Here is a 24,054-nt window from a genome sequence, read left to right as displayed (position 1 = left end):
CTGCGGTCAGAATCATAGATAGCAGTGGAGATAACATCATGAAATTCGCGCTGTTCTGCCAATGGCTCGCCAAGCGCGCCGGTAAACCAAGCACGTTCATCATTGCCGTGGTGCTCATTACCCTGTGGGCTGCCTCCGGGCCCTGGTTTCACTACAACGATACCTGGCAACTGATCGTCAACACATCGACGACCATCATCACTTTCCTGATGGTCTTTCTGATTCAGAACACCCAGAACCGTGACAATGACGTCATCCACGTGAAGCTCGACGAGCTGATCCGCGCTACAAAGTCTGCAGAGCAATCGGTACTAGGGCTCGAATCTCTCGACAATCGGGAGATCCATAAACTTCGCAAGGAGTACCAGGCGATGGGCCGAAACTGCGAACCGGCTCCACAGTCGCCTCGCGAACAGCAGGCAGACGATGCCGCTCGGGACAACCTGCAGCGCTAGAGGTCAATCATGGTCGTTTGCTTCGGGCTGTTCGTCCTGGCATCCCAGCAGAAATTCAGCCAGGGTCTCAGCACAGGCCGAAATACCATCCAGGAGCACCATCTCAAAGCCATGGGTATTCTCTGTCGGGATCGCAATGCAGCCCGCCCGGGCATCGATCCCGGCGCTCAATACCGCACTCGCATCTGACGCAAAGTCGACGAGCAATGCCGCCTGCGGCTCATAACCTGCCCTGCGCCCAGCGGCGATAAGGCCTTGAACCACGGTGCGGCTGTAGTAGCCCTTCTGGTCACCGGTATTGACGATCGGGTTGACCGATAGCTCCGTACCGTATTCATCGAGCACCGGGCCGACCTCGACGGCAATGGTGGTATCACCGGGCAACCGGGACGCGGCGTACATGGCGCCGGCATTCGATTCCTCCTCCAGTGTGGTGAGCACGAACCAGACATCCTGCTTCAATGCCTCTCGCCTTTCACCCAGCAGCTTTGCACAGAGGATGACAGCACTGATGGGAGCACGGTCATCGAGAAAGTGTGCAGCAACGCAGTCCTGCACTTTGAAGGGCTGACGCCAGTGCTGGCTTAGCACGGCTCGGGTACCCGGTCGGATTCCCGACTTCTGGAGTTCCTGTTTGGTCTTGCGTGTGACGACATGCACGTCGTTCCATTGAACATTTCCCGCCAGCACGTCTTTTCCGTTGGCAGTACGACCGCTACTGTGCATCGAGCCATAGGACAGCACGCCAGGCACTATCTGCTTATCGCCCAGGATATCCACGGGGCAGACACCAAAGCTGATCGGTTGCGCTCCCCCGAGGGCAAGCACCTCGAGGGTGCCGTTGTCTTGGACATTCTTGACGATCATTGCGATCTCATCGAGATGGGCCATTACACGTATGGCTGTCTGCGGATCGCATGCAAGCCCGGCACGAATGACCCCTACCACGTTGCCGGCGGCATCGGTGTGCGTGTCATCGCAATAACTGCCGAGCTCTCGCAGGCAAATATCCCGCACCTCATCCTCTTGTCCCCCAGGCCCACGGGCATAGAGGAGTTCACTCAACAATGCGTCGATCTTCAAAACAGAGCCCTCCTGGTTCAAGCTGCGAGCGGTTAACCGGCACACAGGCCGCGCGTTCAGTATCAACGGGATGCCAGAGGGTCACGCGCACAGCCGCCGGCCCTCCGCCGGGGCGGATGGGGCCGACGACGCACGTGCCACAGGTCAGGAATTGAAGCCCAACCCTGAGGAAAGGTCGGAGTCTCCAGGCCTGCGCTCAGCCTGTGTCGACACTTTGCCACCCGCCTTATCGAGCGACTCTTCGACCGACGCCTTCACCTCGCGACCCTTGGCCTTGAGGGTGTCGGTCAAACGATCACTGCTGGCGCCCATCAATTGGTCTTCCTTGCGGGTAATGGGTAATGACGCCCCCAATGCCGCACCCAGTGCTATCCCCAAAGCGGCCAATACCAGAGGTTGCTCCTGAAGCAGGTGGTCAAACTGGCCCTTCAGTGCCGTGGCCTGATCTGCGGCCTTGTGTGCCGAATGGCGCAGGGTATCCGCGGAAGCCCCCATGGAGTCGCAGGCCCCGCTACCCAGTTCGCTGGCCCGGTCGCGCATGTCATGGGCCTTCATGCGTGCTTTCTGGCTGGCGTCGTGCACTGCCTCCCCCGCCTGCGCGAAAGCGCCCTTCACAGTGTCCACCGCGTCACCAAGCTTTTCGCCCAACCCCGGCCCCTGGTGCGCAGGCCCGGGGTTGAAGGGGCGGTTCTGGTTCAGGCCCAGCCAGGCCAGGCCCAGTACCGTCAGGGTAGCGGGTACGGGGTTGTTCTTGAGGGTGGTGCCCAGGTTCTGGAAGAACTCGCCGCCATTGCCCTTGGCGTAGGCCAGGACCCGGTCGACCATCTGGCCCGGGCTCAGGCGCTGTTCGAGGGCATCCACCAGATCGCTGATGTGCTCGCGCTTGGCGTTGATTTCCTGCTCTAGCAAGTCAGGGTCTTTGTGCGCTTCGTGTTCGAAGGAAGTGGTCATGGCAGTTTCCTCTTCAGCGTGTCCTTGTCCTGCTGCATGGCGTGCAAGGTGCGGTCAGGGGCCAGGTGCGTGGGTTCGAACTGTTTCTTGCCCGACTGCAACATGATGAACCCGATCACCAAGGTGACGGCGCCCACGATCAAGGCTGCCAGCCAAGGCTCGACCACCATCGCCAAGGCGTAGACTGCCGCCAGCAGGAGGATGACGAAGCCCGCCAGCATCACGATCGCCCCCGCGGCAACCGCAGCCGTACCGGCCTTGAGGGTAGCGAGGTTTTGCTGCAGCTCTGCCTTGGCCAGCGCCAGCTCCTTGGTGAACAGGTCCGGTACTTCCCGCATAAGCTGGCGCAACAAACCGCCAACACCGACGGCGTCGTCTTCTGCCGTATGCAAGCCCGGGGTGGTATGCAAAGGGTCTTTGTTCATCATTCACCTCCTTTGAGCGGGTCGCGCTCGAACGGGCTGCCACTGACCGGCGAGCCTGCACCAGGCCCGACCGGGTCGATGGGGGTGTAAGGTTCGCGGGTGGAAACGTCGCTACCACGATCAGGCACGGGCGGCGCGGGTTGCGGCTGGCTCCAATCAGCGGAAGACGTCGGGGTGGTGGATTCGTGGCTGGTGCTGGCACGCATGAAACGCGACACGGCGAACCCGATGGCAACGCTACCGGCCAGGAACAGCGCCGGGTTGCTCCTGGCCAACTGAGCGCCCCGCTGCAGCAGGCTCTCGGCGCTTTCATGGCGTACCTGCTCGGCAAACTCGCCGACGCACTCTGCTGCCTGGTTCAGGTAATGCGACAGCCCGAGGCTATCGTTGCCTTGCAGCGCAGCCGCCGCAGAGCGGGCACTTTCCTCGAGCGAGTCAAGCTGATCGGCTGCGTTATCGCGGTAATGCTCGAACTGCTCAGTGCCTTTGTGCCTGGCCTCGCCAAGCAGCGCACCGGCGTCATCGATCAAGGCATGTTCCTGGGTGCTACCGGGTGGAGACGTCGAACTTTGATTGGTCTTGTCCATCGTTTCGCCCTCGAAGCTGATTGCTGGGTGAGTGCCGCCTTTATTGGGGCATTCATTCGAGGGACGCAGCTGAAGTGGCAGGAGTTCAGCATATGTGATCTATGACATTTGCCTGGCGCGCCAATGGAAATAACGCAATCAACCCTGGTTATTGGTACCGGAGCAAAGGCTTTGGCGGGGACGGTAATCAGCGTCGACAATCATTGGAGCACCCTGTTCTTGAATGGGTGCACCTGTGCGGCTCACGCCAGCTGGATGAAGACCGCGTAGATGCCAAGGATCATCCAGAACACCAGGAAGATCCACGGTGTACGCAGCGAGAACAACAACGATTTGCGGTGCCCGGCCAGTGAGGTTTCCGCCTCGCTGAACAGTGGCGATTCATCATACGCCAGCCCCATCAGTGGCTCGCTGCGCAGAAGGTGGCTCTGTTTCAATTGCCAGTGCTCGATGATCTTGTAGGCCGCGCGAATGCCCGGCCAGGCATTGAGCGAACTCAAAACGCCCAGCAAGGCGAGAAACGGCGGAACCACCAGCGTGAACATCTCGCCCCAGCTCTGGTTGAGGTTACCCATCGACGACACGAAGGCGATCACCAGAAACGACTGGGCAGCCAGATAGGCATCAGTGCGGTTGGCAAGGATGCTGGTCTCGTACTGGATTTCACGGCGGTAGAAATCCAGGCGCTCCTTTGGCGAGCCGAACATGCGGGCGTTCTGCGCATTGATTTCGTGCTCAGGGGTGGCTGGAGTGATGATTCGCGGCACGTGCTGGCTCCCGAAAGTGAGGATGATCGTGTCTCGAAACTTGAGAAGCGAACCCAAGAGCGAAGGCCTGCCTGAAGATTTCACGCAGGCCTTGCGCACAACATGCGTCACGTATTGCCGGTACCGCTATTGGAGAATTTCTTTACATCAATGGTCGGTGCCACGAACTCCGGCCCATCGCCCGATGCCCGCCAGCGCACATTGTTGATACCGTAGCGCTCAGCCATCGGCCGGCTGACCTTCTTGATCTTGTGCTGGCCGAACCGTGGAATGATGCCCACCCCCGCATCGCAACTTGCCCAGTGCCAGGCTTCGGCGTTGTCCATACGCTCGAGCCGGATGATGAAGGTGCGAAATTCCCCGTGAAGCTCGTACTCGATCACATACAACTGCTGTCCCGCCATTGCTATCTCCTTCAGCGATTCAGACCAATGGAGCCGGCGACTTGGAAAAGATTCATTTATTTTGACCGGTTGGTCATCGCTCTCTTCCATCGCTTTGTTTCCGCACCCGTCTCAGCGCAAAAGCCGCTGCAGAGCCAGTGCGTTGGCCATCGCAGCACCGGAGGCGGTGTTGTCGAAAATGCACCAGGTGGGCACTCCAGAAGCACGGCTGTGCTGCAAGCGTTCAGCCAGACGCTGCAAATACTCGTCGGAATACTCGCTGTGGTAGATCCTCGGTTCGCCATGCAGACGCCAGTAGACCAGCCCAGGCCAACCACCCGGGTGCGCATCGGTAACGAAACGCGCAGGGCTTGCCGCGACCTGGGCGATGCGCAAATCGACCAGCATCGGCTGCGCCGATTGCCAGCTGGCGTGCCTGGGCTCCAGCGCTACCGGCCCCTCATACCGTTGCCGCAGGCTTTCAAAAAAACGTCGTGCGTGCTCGGTTTCATGGCCAAGCGATGGCGGCAGTTGTAGCAGCAGGCAACCCAGGCGATCGCCCAACTGCCCGCATTGAGCAAGAAACCTGTCCAGAGCGTCCTCGCACCCGATGAGCCGCTGCTCATGGCTGATGGCCTTGGGCAGCTTCACCGCAAAGCGGAAATGCTTAGGCACGGACGCAGCCCAACGGGCATAGGTTTCGGGGCGATGGGGCCGGTAGAAAGAACTGTTGATTTCCACCGCATTGAAGCGGCTGGCGTAGCGTTGCAGGTGGCTGCCGGGCTGCGCAAATGCCTCGGCATGATGACTGGACAGGCTCCAGCCAGCGCATCCCAGATAAATCATCACCGCCCCCGTCGCAAACCGTCGCAGCTGTATTCACCAAGTGTCTGCGTCGCCCGGTTCAGCTACCGGCCGATTCGCCACAGCACGCCTCGTCCTCATCCTCGCATGCCACGCGCCTGGCATGCCTCACCCCCCATACCAGCGCCCGGCTCATGGTTTCGCCGGCGCGCTGGTCGTAGGCTTGTTCGCACACCACTGAACCGTCGCTGCGATAGACACCGATGAACAACTGGGTCGCCCCCGTACGTGACAGGCGCGTCTGCACATCGATGCAGGTACCGCTGTCGAGCGTTTCCTCATGGGTTTGATGGTGCAGAATCGGGTCGCACCACTGCCTGTAGGTTTCACCTCTTCTTTTCATCTGCCAGCCCTCCCCCTTTCATGGCTGCTGATAATGCCCCGGCGATGTGCCTGGTTCATGATCATGTTCCAGGCGCTGCACCTGTACATCGGTGAACGATGACGCCTCGTTGCGGTGCAGGCCTTGCAGGTAATCACGCGCCGCTTCGCGGCTGAGGTCTTCCTGGTCGCTGCGTAATTCGCAGGTTCCGGGTTGGTTGTCGAGGATGTAACTGATCAGGTACAGGTACTTGGCCATCGCTGTAACTCCTGCTGGCTGAATGAAATCGGGCGACTCAGCTCGATTGATCCTGGGTTGCCTGCAGCCGTTCAGCAGCGACGACGACCGGCTTGGCGCAGGAGAGAAGCTGCCATACGTCCGCTTCGAATGACCGAACGGCTGGGCGGCGGTACTTCGACATTAGTTGCAGCCCCCACAGCGGATCGCCGATCCGCTGTGGCTCTTCTGCTAGGCCGGCTGGTCACCGTTGACCTTGCCCAGTTCGGCGCCGGTCAATGGCTGCGCCTGCGGGTTGGACTCGGTTCTCAGCTTCATCGCCTCTGCAGCAGCGGCCGATGCTTTATCCAGCTCTACAGTCGCCAGGCCATCGCCACCATCCACGGCGGGTTCAGGCTTATCGACGTAGATCCAGTCCTGTCCTTCGTTCCACGACCCGCGCATTTCCCCGCCATGAGACATGTTGAAATAGGTCCGGTTGAGTTCCGGGTCGCCGGGTAGCTTGCCTTGAGGGAAGTTCGGCTGAATGGAATGCAGGGCTTTTTCGAAGGACATCTGGTGGGCGATTTCACGGCTCATCAAGAACCCCAACGCATCCTTGATACCCGGGTCGTCGGTCACGTTGATCAGGCGCTCGTAGACGATCTTGGCCCTGGCTTCGGCGGCAATGTTCGAGCGCAGGTCAGCGGTGGGTTCGCCGATGGTGTCGATGTAGGCTGCGGTCCAGGGGATGCCTGCGGAATTTACCAGTGCCGCGCCGCCGCCATACAACAGGCTGGTGATATGCGAATCGTTGCCAGCGCCAGTCAGCGAGCGATACAGCTCGCCTTCAGCCTCGACACCTTCGGCAAGCCGCCCCCTGGCGCCTTTGTTGAGCATGACCACGATCGAGCCGATGATTTCCAGGTGGCTGAGTTCTTCGGTGGCAATGTCGAACAGCATGTCCTTGCGCCCCGGATCATCCTCGGTGACGGCCTGGGTGAAATAGCGCATCGCTGCAGCCAGTTCGCCCTGCGGGCCACCGAATTGCTCCAACAGCAGGTTTGCAAGCCCAGGGTCAGGCTCTGCAACACGGACGGTATATTGCAATCGCTTGTTGTGCATGAACATTGGCAAATCCTCATCAGCGAACCGGGGCGGTTAGCCGCCCCGGTCGGTTCAACGTTGATCAGCGGTTGTCATCGCTCTTGCGGCCGCCGCCATGGCTGTTTTCGCCGCCCTTGCGACCAGCCTCGGAGGCTTTTTCACGGTCGTTGGCGAAGTTGCCACCGGATGCCTGGCCGCCTTTTTGCCCGGCTTCGGAGGCCCGTTCCGGATCGTTCTTGAAGTTGCCACCAGATGCCTGGCCTCCCTTGTGGCCGGCTTCCGACGCTTTCTCGCGGTCGTTGGCGAAGTTGCCAGGATTGGTGTTGGCGTTGCCGCCCTGGTTGCCGCGGTTCTGGTCTTGGTTATTGGCCATGATCTTTTACCTCAGGTCGTTTACACAGGATGGTCTGTGTTCATTGATGACCTGCGGCAGAGGTTGCGCAGTGAAAAAGTTTTCCCACGCACTGACGAAATGCTTTAAGGAAATGGGCGCCAGACATTCAGACGAAACAAGAACAGGTCGTGCCTGCCTGCGCCCGGTCCATGGCGCCTCCATAGGTGATTGCCCAGCCTTTTGGGCTGTGCTGTTGCAAAGGTTCCGGTCGGTAGACCGATACGCACATGCTTGAAACTTTCACGACCCGAGCCAAGTCCAGACCCCTATCGGTCACGGGATGGGAGAAGGCAATGACCAGCACGGTAGGCGACTTTCTGGTGGAGCGTTTGTATCAATGGGGGGTTCGGCGCATCTTCGGCTACCCCGGCGACGGCATAAACGGCGTATTCGGGGCGTTGAGCCGGGCCGAGGGCAAGATCCAGTTCATCCAGGCACGCCACGAGGAAATGGCGGCCTTCATGGCCAGCGCCCATGCCAAGTTCACCGGCGAATTGGGCGTGTGCATTGCCACCTCCGGCCCCGGCGCTTCACATCTGCTTACCGGCCTGTATGACGCGCGCATGGATCACCAGCCAGTACTGGCCATCGTCGGCCAACAGGCGCGAGCAGCGCTTGGCGGGCATTACCAGCAGGAGCTGGACTTGCTGTCGATGTTCAAGGACGTCGCAGGCGCCTTCGTCCAGCAGGCTTCGACCCCGGAGCAGGTGCGCCACTTGCTCGACCGCGCAGTACGTACTGCCATCGGCGAACGCCGGGTCACCGCCATCATCCTGCCCAACGACCTGCAGGACCTGCCCTACCACGAACCACCAAAAGCCCATGGCACGGTGCATTCCGGCATCGGCTACAGCAGGCCCAGGGTGGTACCTTTCGAGCAGGACCTGCAACGTGCCGCCGAGGTACTCAACGCTGGACGAAAAGTGGCGATCCTGGTCGGTGCCGGTGCATTGCAAGCCACCGAACAGGTGATCGCGGTAGCTGAAACGCTTGGTGCAGGCGTGGCCAAGGCGCTGTTGGGCAAGGCCGTGGTGCCAGACGACCTGCCCTGGGTCACCGGCGCCATCGGGCTTCTCGGTACCGAACCGAGCTATCAGTTGATGAGCGAATGCGACACCTTGCTGATGATCGGCTCCGGTTTCCCCTACGCCGAGTTCCTGCCTCAGGAAGGCCAGGCCCGTGGCGTGCAGATCGATTTGCAGCCAGACATGCTCAGCCTGCGCTACCCCATGGAGGTCAACCTGGTCGGCGACGCCAGCGAAACGCTGCGGGCCCTGCTGCCATTGCTCGAGCACAAGACCGAGCGCCGTTGGCGCGACAAGGTCGAAGCCTGGCGCGCGCACTGGGACAAGACGCTGCAGAAACGCGCACTGGCCAAGGCCGACCCGATCAACCCCCAGCGCGTGGTGCACGAGCTATCCCCTCGCCTGCCCGACCACGCGATCATCACCAGTGACTCAGGGTCCTGCGCCAACTGGTTTGCCCGCGACCTGCAGATACGCCAGGGCATGCAATGCTCATTGTCCGGCGGCTTGGCCAGCATGGGCGCGGCGGTACCCTATGCCATCGCCGCCAAGTTCGCCCATCCGCAGCGCAGCGTGGTGGCACTGGTAGGTGACGGGGCGATGCAGATGAACAATCTGGCCGAGCTGATCACCGTCGCCAAGTATTGGCGGCTGTGGGAGAACCCCCAGTGGATCTGCGCGGTGTTCAACAACGAAGACCTCAACCAGGTGACCTGGGAACAACGGGTAATAGAGGGCGACCCCAAATTCGAGGCCTCACAGGCGATTCCTGATGTGCCCTACCACCTGTTCGCCATCTCCATCGGCTTGCAAGGCATCTATGTAGAGCGCGAAGAGGACATTGCCGACGCCTGGGAGCGGGCCCTGGCGGCTGACCGCCCGGTGTTGATCGAGTTCAAGACCGATCCGGACGTACCGCCCTTGCCGCCGCACATCAAGCTTGAGCAGGCGAAGAACTTCGCCAGCAGCCTGCTCAAGGGCGACCCGGACCAGGCTGGGGTCATCGTGCAGACGGCCAGGCAAGTTCTCGGTTCGGTATTGCCGGGCAAGAAATGAGATGTGCGCTGCAGCGGGGCTTTACGCGTCTGCCCTTATGGTTGTGGACACTCGCAACAGATCACCTGGTCGCACGGCCCTCAGGTGCAGAAGCCATGAGTTACCTCCGGGGTATGCAGGCAGCGACGGTAAAGCGAAATGTCTGGAACTGGCGCCAGTGGCGATTGGGCCGTAGCAGCCCACACGGAGATGCCGTCTTGCCATGATTGCGCCGCTCTAGCCCGTAGGTTCTAATCGCGCACGACCCGTTTGCCTTTGTCACTCAAGGAAGTGTCACCATGTACAGGAAGATCGTGCCGCTGGCGCTGTTTGCAACCTTGGCCGGTTGCTCGAACAGCGAGGACACCAGCGAGGCCAGTTTTCAGAAGGCCGCCCAGGCCTACCTCGATACCCAGTACCCCCGCTGCTTCGTCATCAGTTCATTCCCTGCCAAGACCCAGGACTTCGACCTGCATGGCACCAACAAGGCGTTGCATGCCTTGGCCCGGGTCGGTGTGGTCAGCGAGAAGGAGATCTCGCGGACCGAGGTGCCCGCCCGCCTGTGGCAAGCGGCACGCACGGACATCTACTACGCCTATGAGCTCACCGACGAAGGGCGCAGGTATTACAAGGCAAATAACGGGCTGTGCTTCGGCAAGGCGCAGGTCACCGCCATCGAGCAGTTCAGCAAGCCGAGCGAGGTGACCGGGCAGAAGATTTCGAACGTGACCTATGCCTACAAGATCACCGGGTTACCGGCTTGGGCCGGGGACGAAGGGGTCAAGGCCAGCATTGCCGAACTGGGCAAGGCGGTGGCCAGCAATGACACGCCGCTCAAGGAAACCCGGGCGATGGTGCTGACCAGCCAGGGGTGGCGATTGCAGGAGAAATAGCCGTTTGCCGTATCGGCCTCTTCGCGGGTGAACCCGCTCCCACAGTTCCATCACAAGGCTGGAACCTGCGCTGTAACCGTGGGAGCGGGTTCACCCGCGAAAGGGCCGGTACGGCTTACATCCACCACGCCAGCACCACTGGCAACCAGGCAAACGACAGCACCGTGGAACACATCACCAGGTTCGCCACCTGCTCCGGCTCGCGGTTGGCGCGCACTGCCATCAGGTAGTTGAACACGGCAACCGGCATCGCCGACTGCACCACCAGCACCGCACGCTCCAGGCTTCCCATGCCCAGCGTCGCACCTACTGCCCAGCCCACGGCGGCCCCCAGGCCAATGCGCAAAGCACCCAGCAGCATGCCGCTGCCCACATGATGCAGGCGAATGCTGGCCAGCGACACGCCCAGTGTCAGCAACATCAGCGGGATGGTCATGCCGCCCAGCAGGTCTGCCGTATTGGCCAGCCAGCGCGGCAACTCGAAATCGAGAAAGATGATCGGCATGGCCCCGGCCAGGCTGATCACGATCGGGTTGCGCAGCAGTGCCTTGAGCGAAGCCGCAGTACCGGAAATGGCCATGCCGAGGGTGAACTGCACGATCGACAAGGTCAGAAAGAACGCCACGGCCAGGGCCAGGCCGTGTTCGCCAAAGGCGTACAGGCTGATCGGCAGGCCCATGTTGCCGGTGTTGGGGAACATGAACGCCGGCAACAGGACACGCCAGTGCATGCCCGAAGCGCGGCACACCAGCAAGCCGGCCAGGGCCATGCCCAAGGTGCACAGCAGGCAGGCCATGGCCATGCTGGTGAAGGCGTTCGGGTCCAGCTCGGTACGGCTGAGCGTGGACAGCACCAGCGACGGTGTGCCCACGGTCATCACCACTCGGGCGATGAATTCGGTGGGGTAGTCCAGGCCCTTGCGGGCCCAGGCATAGCCGATGCCGGCAACGATGAAAACCGGGGCCAGGACTGCGAACAGCGAAGCGAACATTGGGGGCCTTCCTTGGGGGTGGGCCCCGCATTATGCCGCAGACTGCGGCGTCTCGTCGCACACCCAAGCCCCTTGGGCAAAACCGCGCAACCCCGTAGAATCGCGCATCCTTTTCGCCCGTCGCCTTGAACGGTGGCAACCGGCAGCGTCGCATCCAGCCCAGGCACATCCGTGCAGCCCCTCGGCCCGTTCGGGTCGAGCCGGTGTGCGCGTCCGAAAAGGCGCTCATTCCGCTCATCCAACTAGAGGTACGTATGTCTCCGCGTTTGCTGGCCATGGCGCTGGCGCCCCTGCTCGGGCTGTTCATCATTGCCCTGGGCAACGGCTTCATGTCTTCCCTTACCACCCTGCGCCTGGGCGCTGCCGGCGAGTCGGCCACCACCATCGGTGTGGTCTCCTCGACCTACTTCATCGGCCTGACCCTGGGTGCCATCTTCAACGACCGGCTGATCCTGCGCATCGGCCATATCCGCGCCTACACCAGCTTCGCCTCGCTGATCGCCGTGACCATCCTGCTGCAAGGCCTGTTCTACGACGTCACCTGGTGGTCGGTGCTGCGCCTGATCAACGGCTGGGCGGCGGTGGGCGTGTTCCTGGTGATCGAAAGCTGGCTGCTGCTGGCCGGTGACGCCAAGATCCGCGGCCGCCTGCTGGCGCTGTACATGATCGCCTTCTACGGCGCCGGGGTCATCGCCCAGGCCGGCCTTGGCGAAATCACCCACATGGGTGACACCGCACCGTTCATGCTGGCCGGCGTGCTCGCCGCCCTGTCGGTACTGCCCATCGTGATCCTGCCCCGAGTGTCGCCGCTGCTGGAACAGGTCGAACCGCTCAAGCCGCGCCAGTTGCTGGGCGTTGCGCCGTCGGGCCTGGTCGGCTGCTTCGGTTCGGGTGTGGCCATTGCCGGCATCTATGCCCTGCTGCCGCTGTACCTGCAGCGCATCGGCCTGGACGTGGGCGAGGTCGGTAACATGATGGCCTGGGTGATTCTGGGTGCCATGCTGCTGCAATACCCGGTCGGGCGCTGGTCCGACCGCAAGGACCGCCAGGATGTGCTGATTGCCCTGGCCGCGCTGTGCGTGCTGCTGTCGCTGGTCACGGTGTTTCTGCCGTCGGACTCGATCCTGCTGCCAGCAATGCTGTTCCTGCTGGGTGGTGGCGTGTTCACCCTGTACCCGGTGGCGGTCAGCCATGCGGCCGACCGGGCGCCATCGGATGCACTTGTGCCGATGATCCAGGGGCTGCTGCTGATCAACTCGCTGGGTTCGGCCATGGCGCCGGTGGCGATTTCGCCAATGATGACCGAGTTTGGCGAGGCCGGGTTGTTCTGGGCCTTTGCCGTGGTCAACCTGGCCATGGTGTGCTTCTTCATGTGGCGCCGTGGCAAGCGCCCGGCGGCGGAGCACCCGGCCCCGTTCACCGCTTCGACCACCTTCTCGCCGACCGGTGCCGAGCTGCGGGTGACCGAAGACCTGATGCATGCGGCGCAGGAGCATCCGCCGCTGGAGCCGGTGGAGAATGCTGCGCCAGCGCAGGCGCAGCGTTCAGAATCGCATTGAATCCGGGGGCTGCCTTGCAGCCCTTTCGCGACACAAGGCCGCTCCCACAGGGGCCGCGCAGGCTTGTGGATCTGGCGCTAGCCATTCACCAGGTTGGCCGGGCGCTCGCCGGCCAGCGCACTGAGCAGGTTGTCCACCGCACAACGCGCCATGGCCTGGCGGGTTTCTTCGGTCGCAGAGCCGATATGCGGGGTCGCCACCACATTGTCGAGTTGCAACAACGGCGACTGCGCCGGCAACGGTTCCTGCACGAACACATCCAGGCCGGCGCCGCGTATGCGCCGGGCACGCAACGCTTCGATCAGTGCCGGCTCATCCACCACGCGCCCGCGGGAAATGTTCACCAGGATAGCCTCTGGCTTCATCAGCGCCAGTTCCCGCGCGCCGATCAGGCCTTCGGTGCTGGCACTCAGCGGCACGGTCAGGCAAACGAAATCCGCCTGCTGCAACAGCTCATCCAGGCTGCATCGCCGCGCCGCATGGCGCGCCTCCACCTCAGGCTTGGCACGCTGACTGTGATACAGCACACGCATGCCGAAGCCGGCCGCAGCACGCCGGGCCAGGGCCTCGCCGATGCGGCCCATGCCGACGATGCCCAGCGTCTTGCCGTGCACATCGCTGCCGAAATGCGCCGGGCCGAGGTTGGCCTGCCAGTTCCCGTCTCGCACCCAGTTAGCCAGTTCCACCACCCGCCTGGCGGTGGCCAGGATCAAGGCAAAGCCCGTGTCGGCGGTGGTTTCGGTGAGCACGTCGGGGGTGTTGGTCAACATCACGCCACGCCGGCTGAGCTCGGCGATGTCATAGTTGTCCACGCCGACCGAAACGCTGGACACCACTTCAAGCTGTGGCGCCAGGTCGAGCAGGCTGGCGTCCAGGCGCAGGCTGGCCCCCAGCAGCCCGTGCGCCCCCGGCAAGGCGTCGCGCAAACGCGCCAGGCCATCGGGCCCGGAAGTATCCACCCAGGTCACCTCGACGCGTTCTTGCAGGCGTGCCATCAAGTCGTCGGACAGGCGTTTGTACAGGACGATTCGCTTCTTCATTGCACTGTTTCCTAATGGTTCATGGCCAGGCGCGAGTTGCCGCGCTTGGCCCGGCCTGATGTCTGGGAACTATTGAGCGCGGCGGTAAGCGCCACTGCGGCCAGCAGCGCACCGCACATGAACAGGTAGGAGGCGCCTGGCCCGCCCGTGACGCCATTGAGGTAACCCACCAGCCACGAGCCACCGAACGAGCCCAGCGCGCCCATGCTGTTGATCAGCGCCATGGCACCGCCCGCGACGTTGGCCGGCAGGATCTCGGGCACGATCGCGAAGAACGGGCCGTAGGGGGCATACATGCAGGCGCCGGCGACCACCAGCAACGCGTACGACAGCCAGAAGTGCTCGCTGCCCAGGGCGTACGAGCCATAGAACGCAACGGCGGCGATCAGCAGTGGTGGCCAGACGAAGCGCTTGCGCTTCTGCAGGCGGTCGGACGCCCACGACACACCGACCATGGCCAGCACCGCCGCCAGGTAAGGTACCGACGACAGCCAGCCGGCCTGCACGATATCGAGGTTGGCCGCCTGCTTGAGGATCGACGGCAACCACAGCACGAAGCCATACACACCGATGCTCCAGCAGAAGTACTGCAGCGCAAGGATGATCACCTGCGGCGAGCGGAACGCCTCGCGGTAGTTCTTCACCGGCTTGATACCTTGCTGCTCGGCAGCCAGCGCCTGTTCCAGGGCGGCTTTTTCCTGCTCGCTCAGCCACTTCACCTGCGCCGGGCGGTCATCCACCAGGCGCCACCAGAAGAACGCCCAGATGACCGCGGGCAGGCCTTCGATGATGAACATCCAGCGCCAGTCGTAATGCTTGACGAGGTAGCCAGACACCACCGACATCCACAGGATGGTCACCGGGTTGCCGAGGATCAGGAAAGTGTTGGCGCGCGAACGCTCCGCGCGGGTGAACCAGTGGCACAGGTACACCAGCATGGCCGGCATCACCGCCGCCTCCACCACCCCGAGCAGGAAGCGGATGCCGATCAGCATGTAGACGTTGCTGACCACGCCGGTGAGCGTGGCAAGGCCACCCCAGAGGATCAGGCAGACAAAGATCAGCTTCTTCACACTGCGCTTTTCGGCATAGATGGCGCCGGGCACCTGGAAGAAGAAGTAACCAAGGAAGAACAGTGCCCCCAGCAGTGAAGACAGTGCGGGGGTGATATGCAGGTCTTCAGCCATGCCGGAAGCGGCGGCGAACCCGTAGTTGGCGCGGTCCAGGTACGCCAGGCTATAGGTGAAGAACACGATCGGGATGATGTACCACCAGCGGCGCGGTGCCAGGCTTTGGCTTTGCATGGTTCGTTTCTCCTGAGCTTGTTGTTTTTGTTGCAACAGGTGTTTCGGGGTCAAGCGTTCACGCGCTTCTGCGCAGGTCGTGGGCTTGCAGCTCATGTCGCAGCGGCAGCCCCTCCATGTCGCCACGCGACTGCACGGCGCGGCTGCCGCACCAGTTGCCACGCGCAACTGCCTCGGCTATCGGGTGGCCGTCCAGCAGCGCACTGAGCACGCCGACGGCAAAGGCATCGCCGGCGCCAACGGTGTCCACCACTTGGCTGACCGGCACTGGCGCCACCTGGCCTTCACCCTTGGCGCTGCGGAAGTACGCACCGGCATCGCCCAGCTTGATCACCACCAGTTCCACCCCTTGGTCGAGGTAGAATGCGGCGATGTCTGCCGGGGTGTGCTGGCCGGTCAGCAGGCGGCCCTCTTCCAGCCCGGGCAGAACCCAGTCGGCCTTGGCGGCCAGGGCATTGACCTCACGCACCATGCTGCTTTGGTCAGGCCACAGCGAGGGGCGCAGGTTGGGGTCGAACGAAATGCTGCGCCCGGCGGCACGCATGGCGTCCATCAACGCATGGGACAGCGCCCGGCAACTCTCCGACAGCGCTGGCGGAATGCCGGTGGCGTGCAAGTGGCGCGCCTGCAGAGAACCCGGGCGCAGCAACGCGGGCGACAGCCGGCTGGCCGCCGAACCACGGCGGAAGTACTCCACCGCCGGGTCACTGCCGTCATCGCAGCGGGCCTTGAGCTGGAAGCCGGTGGGGTTGCAGGCATCCACCTCGACGCCGGAGCAGTCCAGGCCTTCGCGGCGCAGGCTGTCGAGCACGAAACGGCCCAGCGAATCGTCGCCCACCCGGCTCAGCCAGCGGACCTTGAAGCCCAGCCGCGCCAGGCCGATGGCCACGTTGCTGTCAGCGCCGGCGATGCGCTTGCCGAACTGGCCGACACTGGCCAGGTCGCCAGCCTGCTCGGCGACGAACATGGCCATGGTCTCGCCGAAACACAACACGTCATGTTCATGCATGGCTCAGCTCCTCGCTCGATGCCACGCCCTGCCCCAGCGCCGCGAGGTCGCGCACCTGGGCCCGGGTCAGCGCCAGCAGATCGTCGCTAACCAGCGGGTACTCGACAGCACGCACCACGCCGGGGGTGAACTCGGCCATCAACTCGGCCCACTCCTGCAGGTCCGCAGCCTCTGGCGGGACGGCTACCAGGCGGCCATCGGCCCGGCGCTGCACGGCCTTGCAATGCACATAGCTGACCCAGCGGCCAAGCTGGCGAGCGGCGTGGCGAGCAGGCTCGCCCTGCCACTGCCAGTTACCGATATCGAAGGTCATGCCCAGGCTCAGCCCGAGTTCGTCGGCGCGCTGGAAAAACTGCTGCAGGGGTTCGATTCGTCCACCTTGCGCGGTCTGGTCGTTCTCCACCAGCAGCAACGGCCCGTGCGCCGGCAACAGCGTCGCCAGGGCCGCGACGTCACAGCCCGCATGGTAGTGGCCCAGCGAAACCTTGAGCGCGACCGTGCCAAGGGCGCGGGCAGTGTCCAGTTTCTGCGCCAGTTGCGGGTCTGGCACGCCTTGTGCGGTCCACAGCTCCAGCGGCGTGGAATACAGGCACTCCAGGCGCAGCGCGGCAATGGCTGCAGACAGCGCTGCAGTATCCGGGGCACAAGTGAAAAGTTCTTCGCGCAGTTCCACGCGGGTGACGCCAGCGGCAGCCAGCAGATCAAGGAACTGTTCCTGGCCACGTTGCCGGACATAGTCGGCGCCGTAGCTGGAAAGGCTGATGGAAACGGGGTTCGGATGCATTGTTGTTGTCCTTGTGAAACCGGTTTCATTTTTGGGTAACAGCAGGCACGCAGGTACCTGCCTGTGATTACTGTGGCTGGGTTGAACCTCGGATGATCAGCTCGGCCTTGAAGTCGATGCGCCGTACTGCCCCGCTGTCGCCGCGCAGGCGGCCAAGCAGGCTCTCGAATGCTGCCACGCCGATACGCTCGGTGGGCTGGGCCAGTGCAGTGATGCCAGTGCCGACCAAGGGGTACCAGTCGAGGTCGTCGAGGGCGATCAGCCCGACGTCCGCGAAAAGGTTGCGCCCTGCCTGATGCAGGGCTCGGGTCACGGCCAGGGTGGCGACCCCGTTGAAAGTGAAGATGGCCTGCGGGCCATGACCACTGCCGACGAGGAACGAAGCCAGCTGGTCATCCAGCCCGGCGCCGATTTCCAGCACCTGCTGGCGCATGCCGGGGCGCCGGCTGATCGATGTGCCGAACGCCTGTACCCGCTCCAGGCGCGAGCTGGTGCCATCGAGGGGCTCGGTTACCGCCAGGATGTCGCGATAGCCTTGCGCCTGCAGGTGGTCCAGGGCCTGCTCGACAGCGTCGGCATTGTCCAGGCCCACCAGGTCGACATTCAGTTCCGGCAACTGGCGGTCGACCAGCACCATGGGGATGTCGCGCTGCAGGTTGAGCAATTCGCCGGGGTGATGGCCAAGCGTGTTCACGATCAGCCCTTCGACGTTGTAGGACTGCAGGGCCACCAGGTGGTGACGCTCCTGATCGTCGTCGCGGTTGGTGTTGCACACCACCAGGCTGTAGCCGTGCTGGCGGCAGGCAGTTTCCACGCCATGCATCACGGCAACTGAATAGGGGTTGAGGATATCGGCCACCAGCATGCCGATCAGGCGCGTCTGGCCGCGCTTCAGGCCACGGGCCATCTGGTTGGGGCGGTAACCGAGGCGCTCGATGACCTCTTCCAGGCGTTTGGCGGTGGCTTCGGCGAGCAACTGCCGGTCACCGCCGATGTAACGGGAGACGGTGGCCTTGGAAACGCCAGCGACACGCGCTACTTCGCTGATGGTGACCCGTTCGCGGGCATGGGCAGGCGCGTCGGTCATGGGCTGTCCTTATGATTGTTGTGATAGCGATGAAACCGGTTTCAATACAGCAAAAACGCACGCGTTCGTCAACATGCCGTTGGTCGGGAGTGCGATATTCATGCGTAGTAAATGCAATAAGAATACGCTTTAACTATCTGATATATATAGATAAATAATAGCGAAACCCTGTGGGAGCGGGTTCACCCGCGAATGCGATGTTGGATGTGCCGACGCATTCGCGGGTAAACCCGCTCCCACAGTGGATTGGGGGTGCAGACAGAGGGATGCAGTTAACGGAGGGCTTTCACGTCACTGGCGGTGACGGCATCCCCTTGGTTACCCCAACTGGTGCGAATGAAGTTCACCACCTCGGCAACCTCCTGGTCACTCAGGCGCCAGCCGAACGCCGGCATGGTGAAGTTCGACGGTGCCGCGTGCGTCGCTGGCACCGTGCCCCCTGCCAACACCACGTGGATCAGCGATGTGGCATCTGCCGTCTGCACCACCGGGTTGCCGGCCAGGGCCGGGAACACGCGGGTATAGCCCTGGCCATCGGTACGGTGGCAGGCCGCGCAGTTGTCGATGTACACCGCCGCCCCGGGCTTGCTGTCGTCGCCCTTCCACAGCGCATCTGCCACCTGTTTGTCGTACACGTGCGGCCGGTCGTCAGGGTTGCTCGGCGGCAGCGTCTTCAGGTACCGGGCGATGGCGGTCAGGTCAGCGTCGCTCATGTGTTGCATGCTGTGCTCGACCACATCGCTCATGCCACCAAACACGGCGCTGCGGTCGCTACGGCCAGTCTTGAGAAACTGCACCAGCTGCTCTTCGCTCCAGCTACCCAGGCCGTCCTTGTGATCGCCACGCAGGTTCTTGGCAATCCAGCCTTCCAGCGGTGCACTGCCAGCCAGGAACTGCTCGCCATCCTGTAGGCTCAGTGCCTTTTCCTGCATGGTCAGCGCGCGCGGCGTATGGCACGCGCCACAGTGCCCAAGGCCCTCGACCAGATAAGCGCCGCGGTTGACCACCGGGTCGGCCGCCGCCGACGCCTGCCAGGGCTTGGCCTCTGGCGCGAACAACCCGCGCCAGATCGCCAGCGGCCAGCGCATGCTCAGCGGCCAGGGGATGTCGGTGGCCTTGTTCGGCTGCTCGACCGGCTCCACACCCTTCATGAAATAGGCATACAGCGCCTGCATGTCCTGCTCGCTGACACGTGCGTAAGATGGGTATGGCATGGCCGGATACAGGGTGCTGCCGTCCTTGCCGATGCCCTTGCGCACCGCCTGGTCGAAGTCTTCGAAGCTGTACTGGCCGATACCACTGGCAGCCGGGGTGATATTGGTGGAGTAAACCGTGCCGATCGGTGTCTCCATCGGCAGCCCACCGGCGAACGGCTTGCCGCCCTTGGCGGTATGGCAGGCAACACAGTCGCCGGCGCGGGCCAGGTACTCGCCCTGGCGCACCTGCGCATCGTCATTCGGCGCAGCCTGTGCGGCCACGCTGGCACCCAGCAGGGTTGCGATCAACATTGTCTTCATGCGCATCGCTCCTCAAGCCTGAACCAGCGGGCCAGGGTTTTTCAGGTACTGCTCGCGGATGGCGCGGGCCGACCAATAGGTCAGCGCCGCCACCAGCCCGGTCGGGTTGTAGCCCAGCCCCTGGGGGAACGCCGAAGCTCCCGGAACGAACACGTTGTGCACATCCCAGCTTTGCAGGTAGCGGTTCAATGCACTGGTTTTCGGGTCGGTGCCCATGATCGCGCCGCCGTTCAGGTGGGTGGTCTGGTAGCTGGCGGTGTTGAAGTGATCCTTGACCTTCTTGCCCAGCACGGCAATGGTCTTGGGGTTCATCGCCTGGGCGATCTTGCTCAGCTTGTCGACCATGAACTGGTTCATCCTGATGTCGTTCTCCTGCCAGTCGAAGGTCATGCGCAGCAGCGGCTGGCCGTAGGCGTCGCGGTAGGTCGGGTCGAGGTCCAGGTAGTTCCCACGATAGGACTGGTGGGCGCCGTGGGCGTCCATCGACACCTGGTGGGTGTAGTAATCGGCGGTGGCCTTCTTCCAGGCGCTGCCCCAGGCCGGTGTGCCTGGCGGGGTCGCACCACCGGCAATCGGCCGTGTGCCGGCCTGGTTCACCCACATCGGTGAGCCACCGACGAAGCCGTGCGGGCCATGGTCGAAGTTGTCGGCGTTGAAGTCATCGATGGCAATGCCGTTGCCACCGGCACCGATGAAGTTGTTGGTGTAGGTGTCCTTGTCGAAGAACGCCTTGACCGTGCCCATGTTCTGGTAGGCGAAGTTACGCCCGACCACGCCTTCGTTCTTGATGGGGTCGTACGGTTTGCCGATGCCGGACAGCAGCATCAGGCGCACGTTGTTGAACTGGAACGCCGCCAGGATCACCAGGTCCGCCGGCTGCTCCACTTCCCGCCCCTGGGCGTCGATGTAGGTCACCCCGGTGGCCTTGCGCTTGCTGTCGTCCAGGTTCACCCGCAGCACATGGGCGTTGGGCCGCAATTCGAAGTTCGGCACCTGGCGCAGCGCCGGCAGGATGTTCACGTTGGGCGAGGCCTTGGAGTACATGTAGCACACGTAGCCGCTGCAGAAACCGCAGAAGTTGCACGGCCCCATTTGCGCCCCATACGGGTTGGTGTACGGCCCGGAGGTGTTGGCCGATGGCAGGTTGTAGGGCTTGTAGCCCAGGCTGGCCGCCGCTTTTTCGAACAGCCTGGCCGACACCACGTTCTTCTGCGAAGGCAGCGGGAACGGGCTGGAGCGGTCCGGCGCATAGGGGTTGCCGCCCTTCCCTTCGCCGACGACCTGCCCATTGACGGTCCAGGCCTGGCCAGAGGTACCGAATACTTTTTCGGCAAAGTCGAAGTGTGGTTCCAGTTCTTCGTAGCTGACCCCGAAGTCCTGGATCGTCATGTCTTCAGGGATGAATTTGCGCCCGTAGCGTTCTTCGTAGTGGCTGCGCATGCGCAGTTCCATCGGGTCTACCCGAAAGTGCACGCCCGACCAGTGCAGGCCTGCGCCACCTACACCTTTACCCGGCAGGAAGGCACCGAGCTGGCGATTGGGCAGCGCCACGTCATTCATGCTGTGGCGGATGGTGACGGTTTCTTTCGACACGTCGACGAACAGCTTCTTGCGCACGCTGTAGGTCAGCTCGTCGATCACCTGCGGGTAGCTGCCTTCCGGGTAGGTGTCCTGCATCGGCCCGCGCTCCAGGGCCACCACCTGCAGCCCGGCCTCGGTCAGTTCCTTGGCCATGATCGCGCCGGCCCAGCCGAAGCCCACGATTACCGCGTCCACTTTCTTCATCACGGTCGCCATGCCTCAGGCCCTCTCGCCACGGATCGAAACAGCCGGGAACGGGTAAGGCTCGTTGCGCTCGACCCAATCCATGAAATCGGCGCGGGCGCCGGGGAAGCCGATCTGGGTCCAGCCGACCATGCCTTTGTTGCCACCATGGATCGGGTCGCAGAAGAACCCTTCACGGGTGTTCTGCACCAGCAAGCTGAAGAACACCTTGGCCGGCACGGTGTCGAAAGCAAGCTCTCCAGCCTCGATTTTGCTGAGAACGTGGTCTCGGGTAGCGCTATCTTGCGCCGCAAAAACTTGCCCGGAATTGGCCTTGCACCAGCCGTCCACGGCGGCGATGCCCAGGCGGTAGATCTGTTGCGGGCTGAGTTGCAGCTGGTAACCCAGTTCGGGCGCGGCGTCGGCCTTGAACGGGCCCTGCATGTACCACTGCGCGCCGGTTGCATAGGGGGTGTTCATCTGCCGGTCGATGAATTCGGCAGCGCCGGCTTCAAGCGCGCCAGGGCCAAGCTCGTCGGCCGGGATGATGCGCGAGACGGCTGCCTGCACGAAGGCCCACTCTTCGGCAGTGAAGAACGTCGGCTGGTAGTTGCCCGCTGGCGGTGTGGCCGGCACTTTGGGCTCGTGTTGCGGGGCCGCAAGCAACTGACTGGCACCCACGCCAAGCCCCGTGCTGGCCACGGTTACCACAGGGATCAAGGTCAAGGTCTTGCGCAGGAAGTCCCTGCGCGGGTTGTCTGGGGCATGCTCAGGCATTGCGAATCCTCATCGGCTGTGTGCGGCCTTGAAAAGCGCCATCTGATTTTCAATATGGGGGGTGGTCTTGATAGGCCATCAAGAAAACAGCCGAATAATCTAGCGTGTTCAGAAATGTTTTGAAACCGGTTTCAGGGCGAACTGAAAGCGCCGGCCGGATGTGGGTCGGCACGACCTTCCCCAGCCCCCAATCTTGGGGACACGGTGCCCAACGGCAAACACCTGCAAATGCCTTTGCAAAAGAATTGGATCCCTTGCCCTGCAAGGGCTACAGCACATTTTTTCCGGCTTGGCACGCCTATTGCCGATCTCCTGCCAGACGCCCCAAGTCCATGGGCCCGTTTGCAGGAGGAAATGACTCATGCACCGACCGATTCCCCACCCGCTGGCAGTGGCGATTTTCGCCGGCTTGCTCCAGCTCCCCGCGCAGGCTGCCTTGAACGCTGTCGATCCAGGCGCCTATGTTCCCGCCAACGGCGGCTTCCCCGCCTGGTACCAGGACAGCCACGGTCGTACCCTCGACCTGTGCCTGACCAAGGCAGTCAGCTCGCGGGTGCCTGGCGCGCCTGGCGCACCGTCGTACATGTGTACGCTGCTGCCCACCCCCGGCGTGTTCGACGATACCCAACCCATCGTCTTCCCCACCAACTTCCCTGACGAGGCGTTCTGGTTCACCGCCGACGCCGCCATCGTCGATGCTACCCGCGGCATAGACCTCAGCTACGGCACCGCGATCGAGGCGGCATTTGCCGCCGAAGAACCGGTCGACGGCGACCAGGTCAGCTTCGCCCGGGTGCGTATCCGGGTCGACGTGCCAACCGCCGGCACCTACGTGATCACCCATCCGTACGGCGTCGAAGTGTTCGACGTACCTGCGGCAGGGCGCCGGGCGATCAACATGACCCGCGACATCGGCATTGCCGGCGCAGGGGACTTCACCGGTGCCCTGAAAGGCGATGTCGGGCCGTTCCTGCGCAGTGTCAACGGCCCCTACACCGAAGGCAGCGAGCGCTTCATCGGCGACCCCAACCTGGAGGAACGGGTGACCGGCAGCCCGTTCAATACCAACTACGTGCGCATCGAAGGCCCCGGCGGCATCGACCTGCGCACCGAGCTGTTCGCGGTTTCGGGCAAGCTTTCCGAAGTGGCCCTGCCAACCCCCCTCATGCCGCAACGCAGTACCTACTCACGGCATACCGAGAACGGCGATCTGCGCGCCCAGCAGGACATCTTCGTGATGGCCCCGCCACCGCCGGCCAGCGTCACCCTGACCAGCCAGACACCCAACCTGAACCTCACCGAGGCCAACGGTACCGGTGCCTGGTACGCCCAATCGGTGCTCGACCCGGCCGCCGGGACGGTCCTGACCCTGACCGCCGACAACAGCGTGGCGATCCCCACCAGCAGCCTGACCACCGCCAACGTGCCGCTGACCGACCTGGTCACCATCACCCAGGCCCAGTACCGCCTGTCCACCGGCGAGCTGACCCTGGTGGCCAGCACCAGCGACGAAACCTCGCCGCCAGTGCTCACCGCACATACCGGCAACGGCACGCTGATCGGCAACCTGAGTGGTACCGGCGCGGTGAAGACGCTGAGCACCAGCCTGTCGCCGATCCCGCCGGCCAAGGTGCAAGTCACCAGTGCCAACGGCGGTAGCGACACCGAAGACGTGGTGCTGGTGCCATGAACAGACAAAGGCTCAGCCTTCAAGG

25 protein-coding genes are annotated in these 24,054 nt (G+C 63.0%); 5 read left to right on the top strand and 20 right to left on the bottom strand.

The window, feature by feature from the left end:
• Positions 1 to 38 precede the first annotated feature (38 nt).
• Positions 39 to 455, top strand: coding sequence for a low affinity iron permease family protein (locus IRZ77_RS02060; protein WP_108481067.1), 417 nt, complete (start codon positions 39 to 41; stop codon positions 453 to 455).
• 3 nt (positions 456 to 458) lie between these two features.
• Here the strand turns inward: IRZ77_RS02060 and IRZ77_RS02055 are convergent, their stop codons facing one another.
• The 11 genes from IRZ77_RS02055 to IRZ77_RS02005 form a co-directional block, all read right to left on the bottom strand.
• A complete protein-coding gene (locus IRZ77_RS02055; RefSeq protein ID WP_108481068.1) occupies positions 459 to 1,538 on the bottom strand; it encodes a zinc-binding metallopeptidase family protein in 1,080 nt (359 codons plus the stop codon).
• Between the two features lie 144 nt (positions 1,539 to 1,682).
• On the bottom strand, positions 1,683 to 2,489 hold the full coding sequence (locus tag IRZ77_RS02050; RefSeq protein WP_108481069.1) for a DUF3618 domain-containing protein: 807 nt from the start codon (positions 2,487 to 2,489) through the stop codon (positions 1,683 to 1,685).
• Positions 2,486 to 2,914, bottom strand: a complete 429-nt coding sequence (locus tag IRZ77_RS02045; protein ID WP_080958432.1) for a phage holin family protein — start codon at positions 2,912 to 2,914, stop codon at positions 2,486 to 2,488. Before IRZ77_RS02045 ends, IRZ77_RS02050 begins: the two co-directional genes overlap by 4 nt.
• The gene (locus IRZ77_RS02040; RefSeq protein WP_153670875.1) at positions 2,914 to 3,501 is read right to left on the bottom strand and encodes a hypothetical protein; all 588 of its coding nucleotides are present in this window, start codon (positions 3,499 to 3,501) and stop codon (positions 2,914 to 2,916) included. Before IRZ77_RS02040 ends, IRZ77_RS02045 begins: the two co-directional genes overlap by 1 nt.
• Positions 3,502 to 3,743: 242 nt before the next feature.
• A complete protein-coding gene (locus IRZ77_RS02035) occupies positions 3,744 to 4,268 on the bottom strand; it encodes a hypothetical protein (protein WP_046614128.1) in 525 nt (174 codons plus the stop codon).
• A 107-nt stretch (positions 4,269 to 4,375) separates the two neighbouring features.
• Complete coding sequence (locus IRZ77_RS02030; protein ID WP_046614127.1) at positions 4,376 to 4,672, bottom strand: DUF6555 family protein; 297 nt, start codon at positions 4,670 to 4,672, stop codon at positions 4,376 to 4,378.
• A gap of 111 nt (positions 4,673 to 4,783) precedes the next feature.
• Positions 4,784 to 5,497, bottom strand: coding sequence for a DUF72 domain-containing protein (locus IRZ77_RS02025; RefSeq protein ID WP_153670874.1), 714 nt, complete (start codon positions 5,495 to 5,497; stop codon positions 4,784 to 4,786).
• A gap of 58 nt (positions 5,498 to 5,555) precedes the next feature.
• Positions 5,556 to 5,858 carry a hypothetical protein gene (locus IRZ77_RS02020; RefSeq protein WP_046614125.1) on the bottom strand — a complete coding sequence of 101 codons (303 nt, stop codon included), beginning with the start codon at positions 5,856 to 5,858 and terminating at the stop codon, positions 5,556 to 5,558.
• 18 nt (positions 5,859 to 5,876) lie between these two features.
• On the bottom strand, positions 5,877 to 6,095 hold the full coding sequence (locus tag IRZ77_RS02015; protein ID WP_046614124.1) for a hypothetical protein: 219 nt from the start codon (positions 6,093 to 6,095) through the stop codon (positions 5,877 to 5,879).
• A 210-nt stretch (positions 6,096 to 6,305) separates the two neighbouring features.
• Positions 6,306 to 7,184 (bottom strand): manganese catalase family protein, encoded by an 879-nt coding sequence (locus tag IRZ77_RS02010; RefSeq protein WP_046614123.1) that lies wholly within the window; start codon positions 7,182 to 7,184, stop codon positions 6,306 to 6,308.
• A 58-nt stretch (positions 7,185 to 7,242) separates the two neighbouring features.
• Complete coding sequence (locus IRZ77_RS02005; RefSeq protein ID WP_085600893.1) at positions 7,243 to 7,533, bottom strand: con-10 family general stress protein; 291 nt, start codon at positions 7,531 to 7,533, stop codon at positions 7,243 to 7,245.
• Positions 7,534 to 7,847: 314 nt separating this feature from the next.
• Here IRZ77_RS02005 and IRZ77_RS02000 point away from each other — a divergent pair, with 314 nt between their 5' ends.
• Positions 7,848 to 9,635 (top strand): thiamine pyrophosphate-requiring protein, encoded by a 1,788-nt coding sequence (locus tag IRZ77_RS02000; protein WP_196172775.1) that lies wholly within the window; start codon positions 7,848 to 7,850, stop codon positions 9,633 to 9,635.
• A gap of 278 nt (positions 9,636 to 9,913) precedes the next feature.
• Complete coding sequence (locus IRZ77_RS01995; RefSeq protein WP_196172773.1) at positions 9,914 to 10,507, top strand: hypothetical protein; 594 nt, start codon at positions 9,914 to 9,916, stop codon at positions 10,505 to 10,507.
• 115 nt (positions 10,508 to 10,622) lie between these two features.
• On the opposite strand, the gene IRZ77_RS01990 is transcribed toward IRZ77_RS01995, so the two are convergent.
• Positions 10,623 to 11,498 carry an AEC family transporter gene (locus IRZ77_RS01990; RefSeq protein ID WP_108481073.1) on the bottom strand — a complete coding sequence of 292 codons (876 nt, stop codon included), beginning with the start codon at positions 11,496 to 11,498 and terminating at the stop codon, positions 10,623 to 10,625.
• 254 nt (positions 11,499 to 11,752) lie between these two features.
• Here IRZ77_RS01990 and IRZ77_RS01985 point away from each other — a divergent pair, with 254 nt between their 5' ends.
• A complete protein-coding gene (locus tag IRZ77_RS01985; protein WP_108481074.1) occupies positions 11,753 to 13,057 on the top strand; it encodes an MFS transporter in 1,305 nt (434 codons plus the stop codon).
• A 77-nt stretch (positions 13,058 to 13,134) separates the two neighbouring features.
• Here IRZ77_RS01985 and IRZ77_RS01980 read toward each other — a convergent pair whose 3' ends face one another.
• The 8 genes from IRZ77_RS01980 to IRZ77_RS01945 form a co-directional block, all read right to left on the bottom strand.
• Positions 13,135 to 14,097, bottom strand: a complete 963-nt coding sequence (locus IRZ77_RS01980) for a 2-hydroxyacid dehydrogenase (protein WP_135002489.1) — start codon at positions 14,095 to 14,097, stop codon at positions 13,135 to 13,137.
• An 11-nt stretch (positions 14,098 to 14,108) separates the two neighbouring features.
• The gene (locus tag IRZ77_RS01975) at positions 14,109 to 15,401 is read right to left on the bottom strand and encodes an MFS transporter (RefSeq protein ID WP_108481076.1); all 1,293 of its coding nucleotides are present in this window, start codon (positions 15,399 to 15,401) and stop codon (positions 14,109 to 14,111) included.
• A 58-nt stretch (positions 15,402 to 15,459) separates the two neighbouring features.
• The gene (locus IRZ77_RS01970; protein WP_196172771.1) at positions 15,460 to 16,410 is read right to left on the bottom strand and encodes a sugar kinase; all 951 of its coding nucleotides are present in this window, start codon (positions 16,408 to 16,410) and stop codon (positions 15,460 to 15,462) included.
• Complete coding sequence (locus IRZ77_RS01965) at positions 16,403 to 17,194, bottom strand: AP endonuclease (protein WP_196172769.1); 792 nt, start codon at positions 17,192 to 17,194, stop codon at positions 16,403 to 16,405. Before IRZ77_RS01965 ends, IRZ77_RS01970 begins: the two co-directional genes overlap by 8 nt.
• Before the next feature lie 67 nt (positions 17,195 to 17,261).
• Entirely contained in the window at positions 17,262 to 18,281 is a 1,020-nt protein-coding gene (gene ptxS, locus IRZ77_RS01960; protein WP_046614277.1) for a transcriptional regulator PtxS, read from the bottom strand.
• A gap of 272 nt (positions 18,282 to 18,553) precedes the next feature.
• The gene (locus tag IRZ77_RS01955; RefSeq protein ID WP_153670869.1) at positions 18,554 to 19,798 is read right to left on the bottom strand and encodes a cytochrome c; all 1,245 of its coding nucleotides are present in this window, start codon (positions 19,796 to 19,798) and stop codon (positions 18,554 to 18,556) included.
• Between the two features lie 12 nt (positions 19,799 to 19,810).
• The gene (locus IRZ77_RS01950) at positions 19,811 to 21,595 is read right to left on the bottom strand and encodes a GMC family oxidoreductase (protein WP_135002488.1); all 1,785 of its coding nucleotides are present in this window, start codon (positions 21,593 to 21,595) and stop codon (positions 19,811 to 19,813) included.
• Positions 21,596 to 21,598: 3 nt separating this feature from the next.
• Positions 21,599 to 22,339: a gluconate 2-dehydrogenase subunit 3 family protein gene (locus tag IRZ77_RS01945; protein WP_135002487.1), complete on the bottom strand. Its 741-nt coding sequence runs from the start codon at positions 22,337 to 22,339 to the stop codon at positions 21,599 to 21,601.
• 361 nt (positions 22,340 to 22,700) lie between these two features.
• On the opposite strand from IRZ77_RS01945, the gene IRZ77_RS01940 reads away from it, so the two are divergent.
• Positions 22,701 to 24,029, top strand: coding sequence for a hypothetical protein (locus tag IRZ77_RS01940; RefSeq protein WP_046614281.1), 1,329 nt, complete (start codon positions 22,701 to 22,703; stop codon positions 24,027 to 24,029).
• The last annotated feature ends 25 nt before the right edge of the window (positions 24,030 to 24,054 follow it).

Source organism: Pseudomonas pudica, from assembly GCF_015680405.1.
Classification (GTDB): Bacteria; Pseudomonadota; Gammaproteobacteria; order Pseudomonadales; family Pseudomonadaceae; genus Aquipseudomonas; species Aquipseudomonas pudica.
The sequence above is the reverse complement of the archived record's forward strand: the minus strand, read 5'-3'. Positions and strand labels throughout refer to the sequence as shown.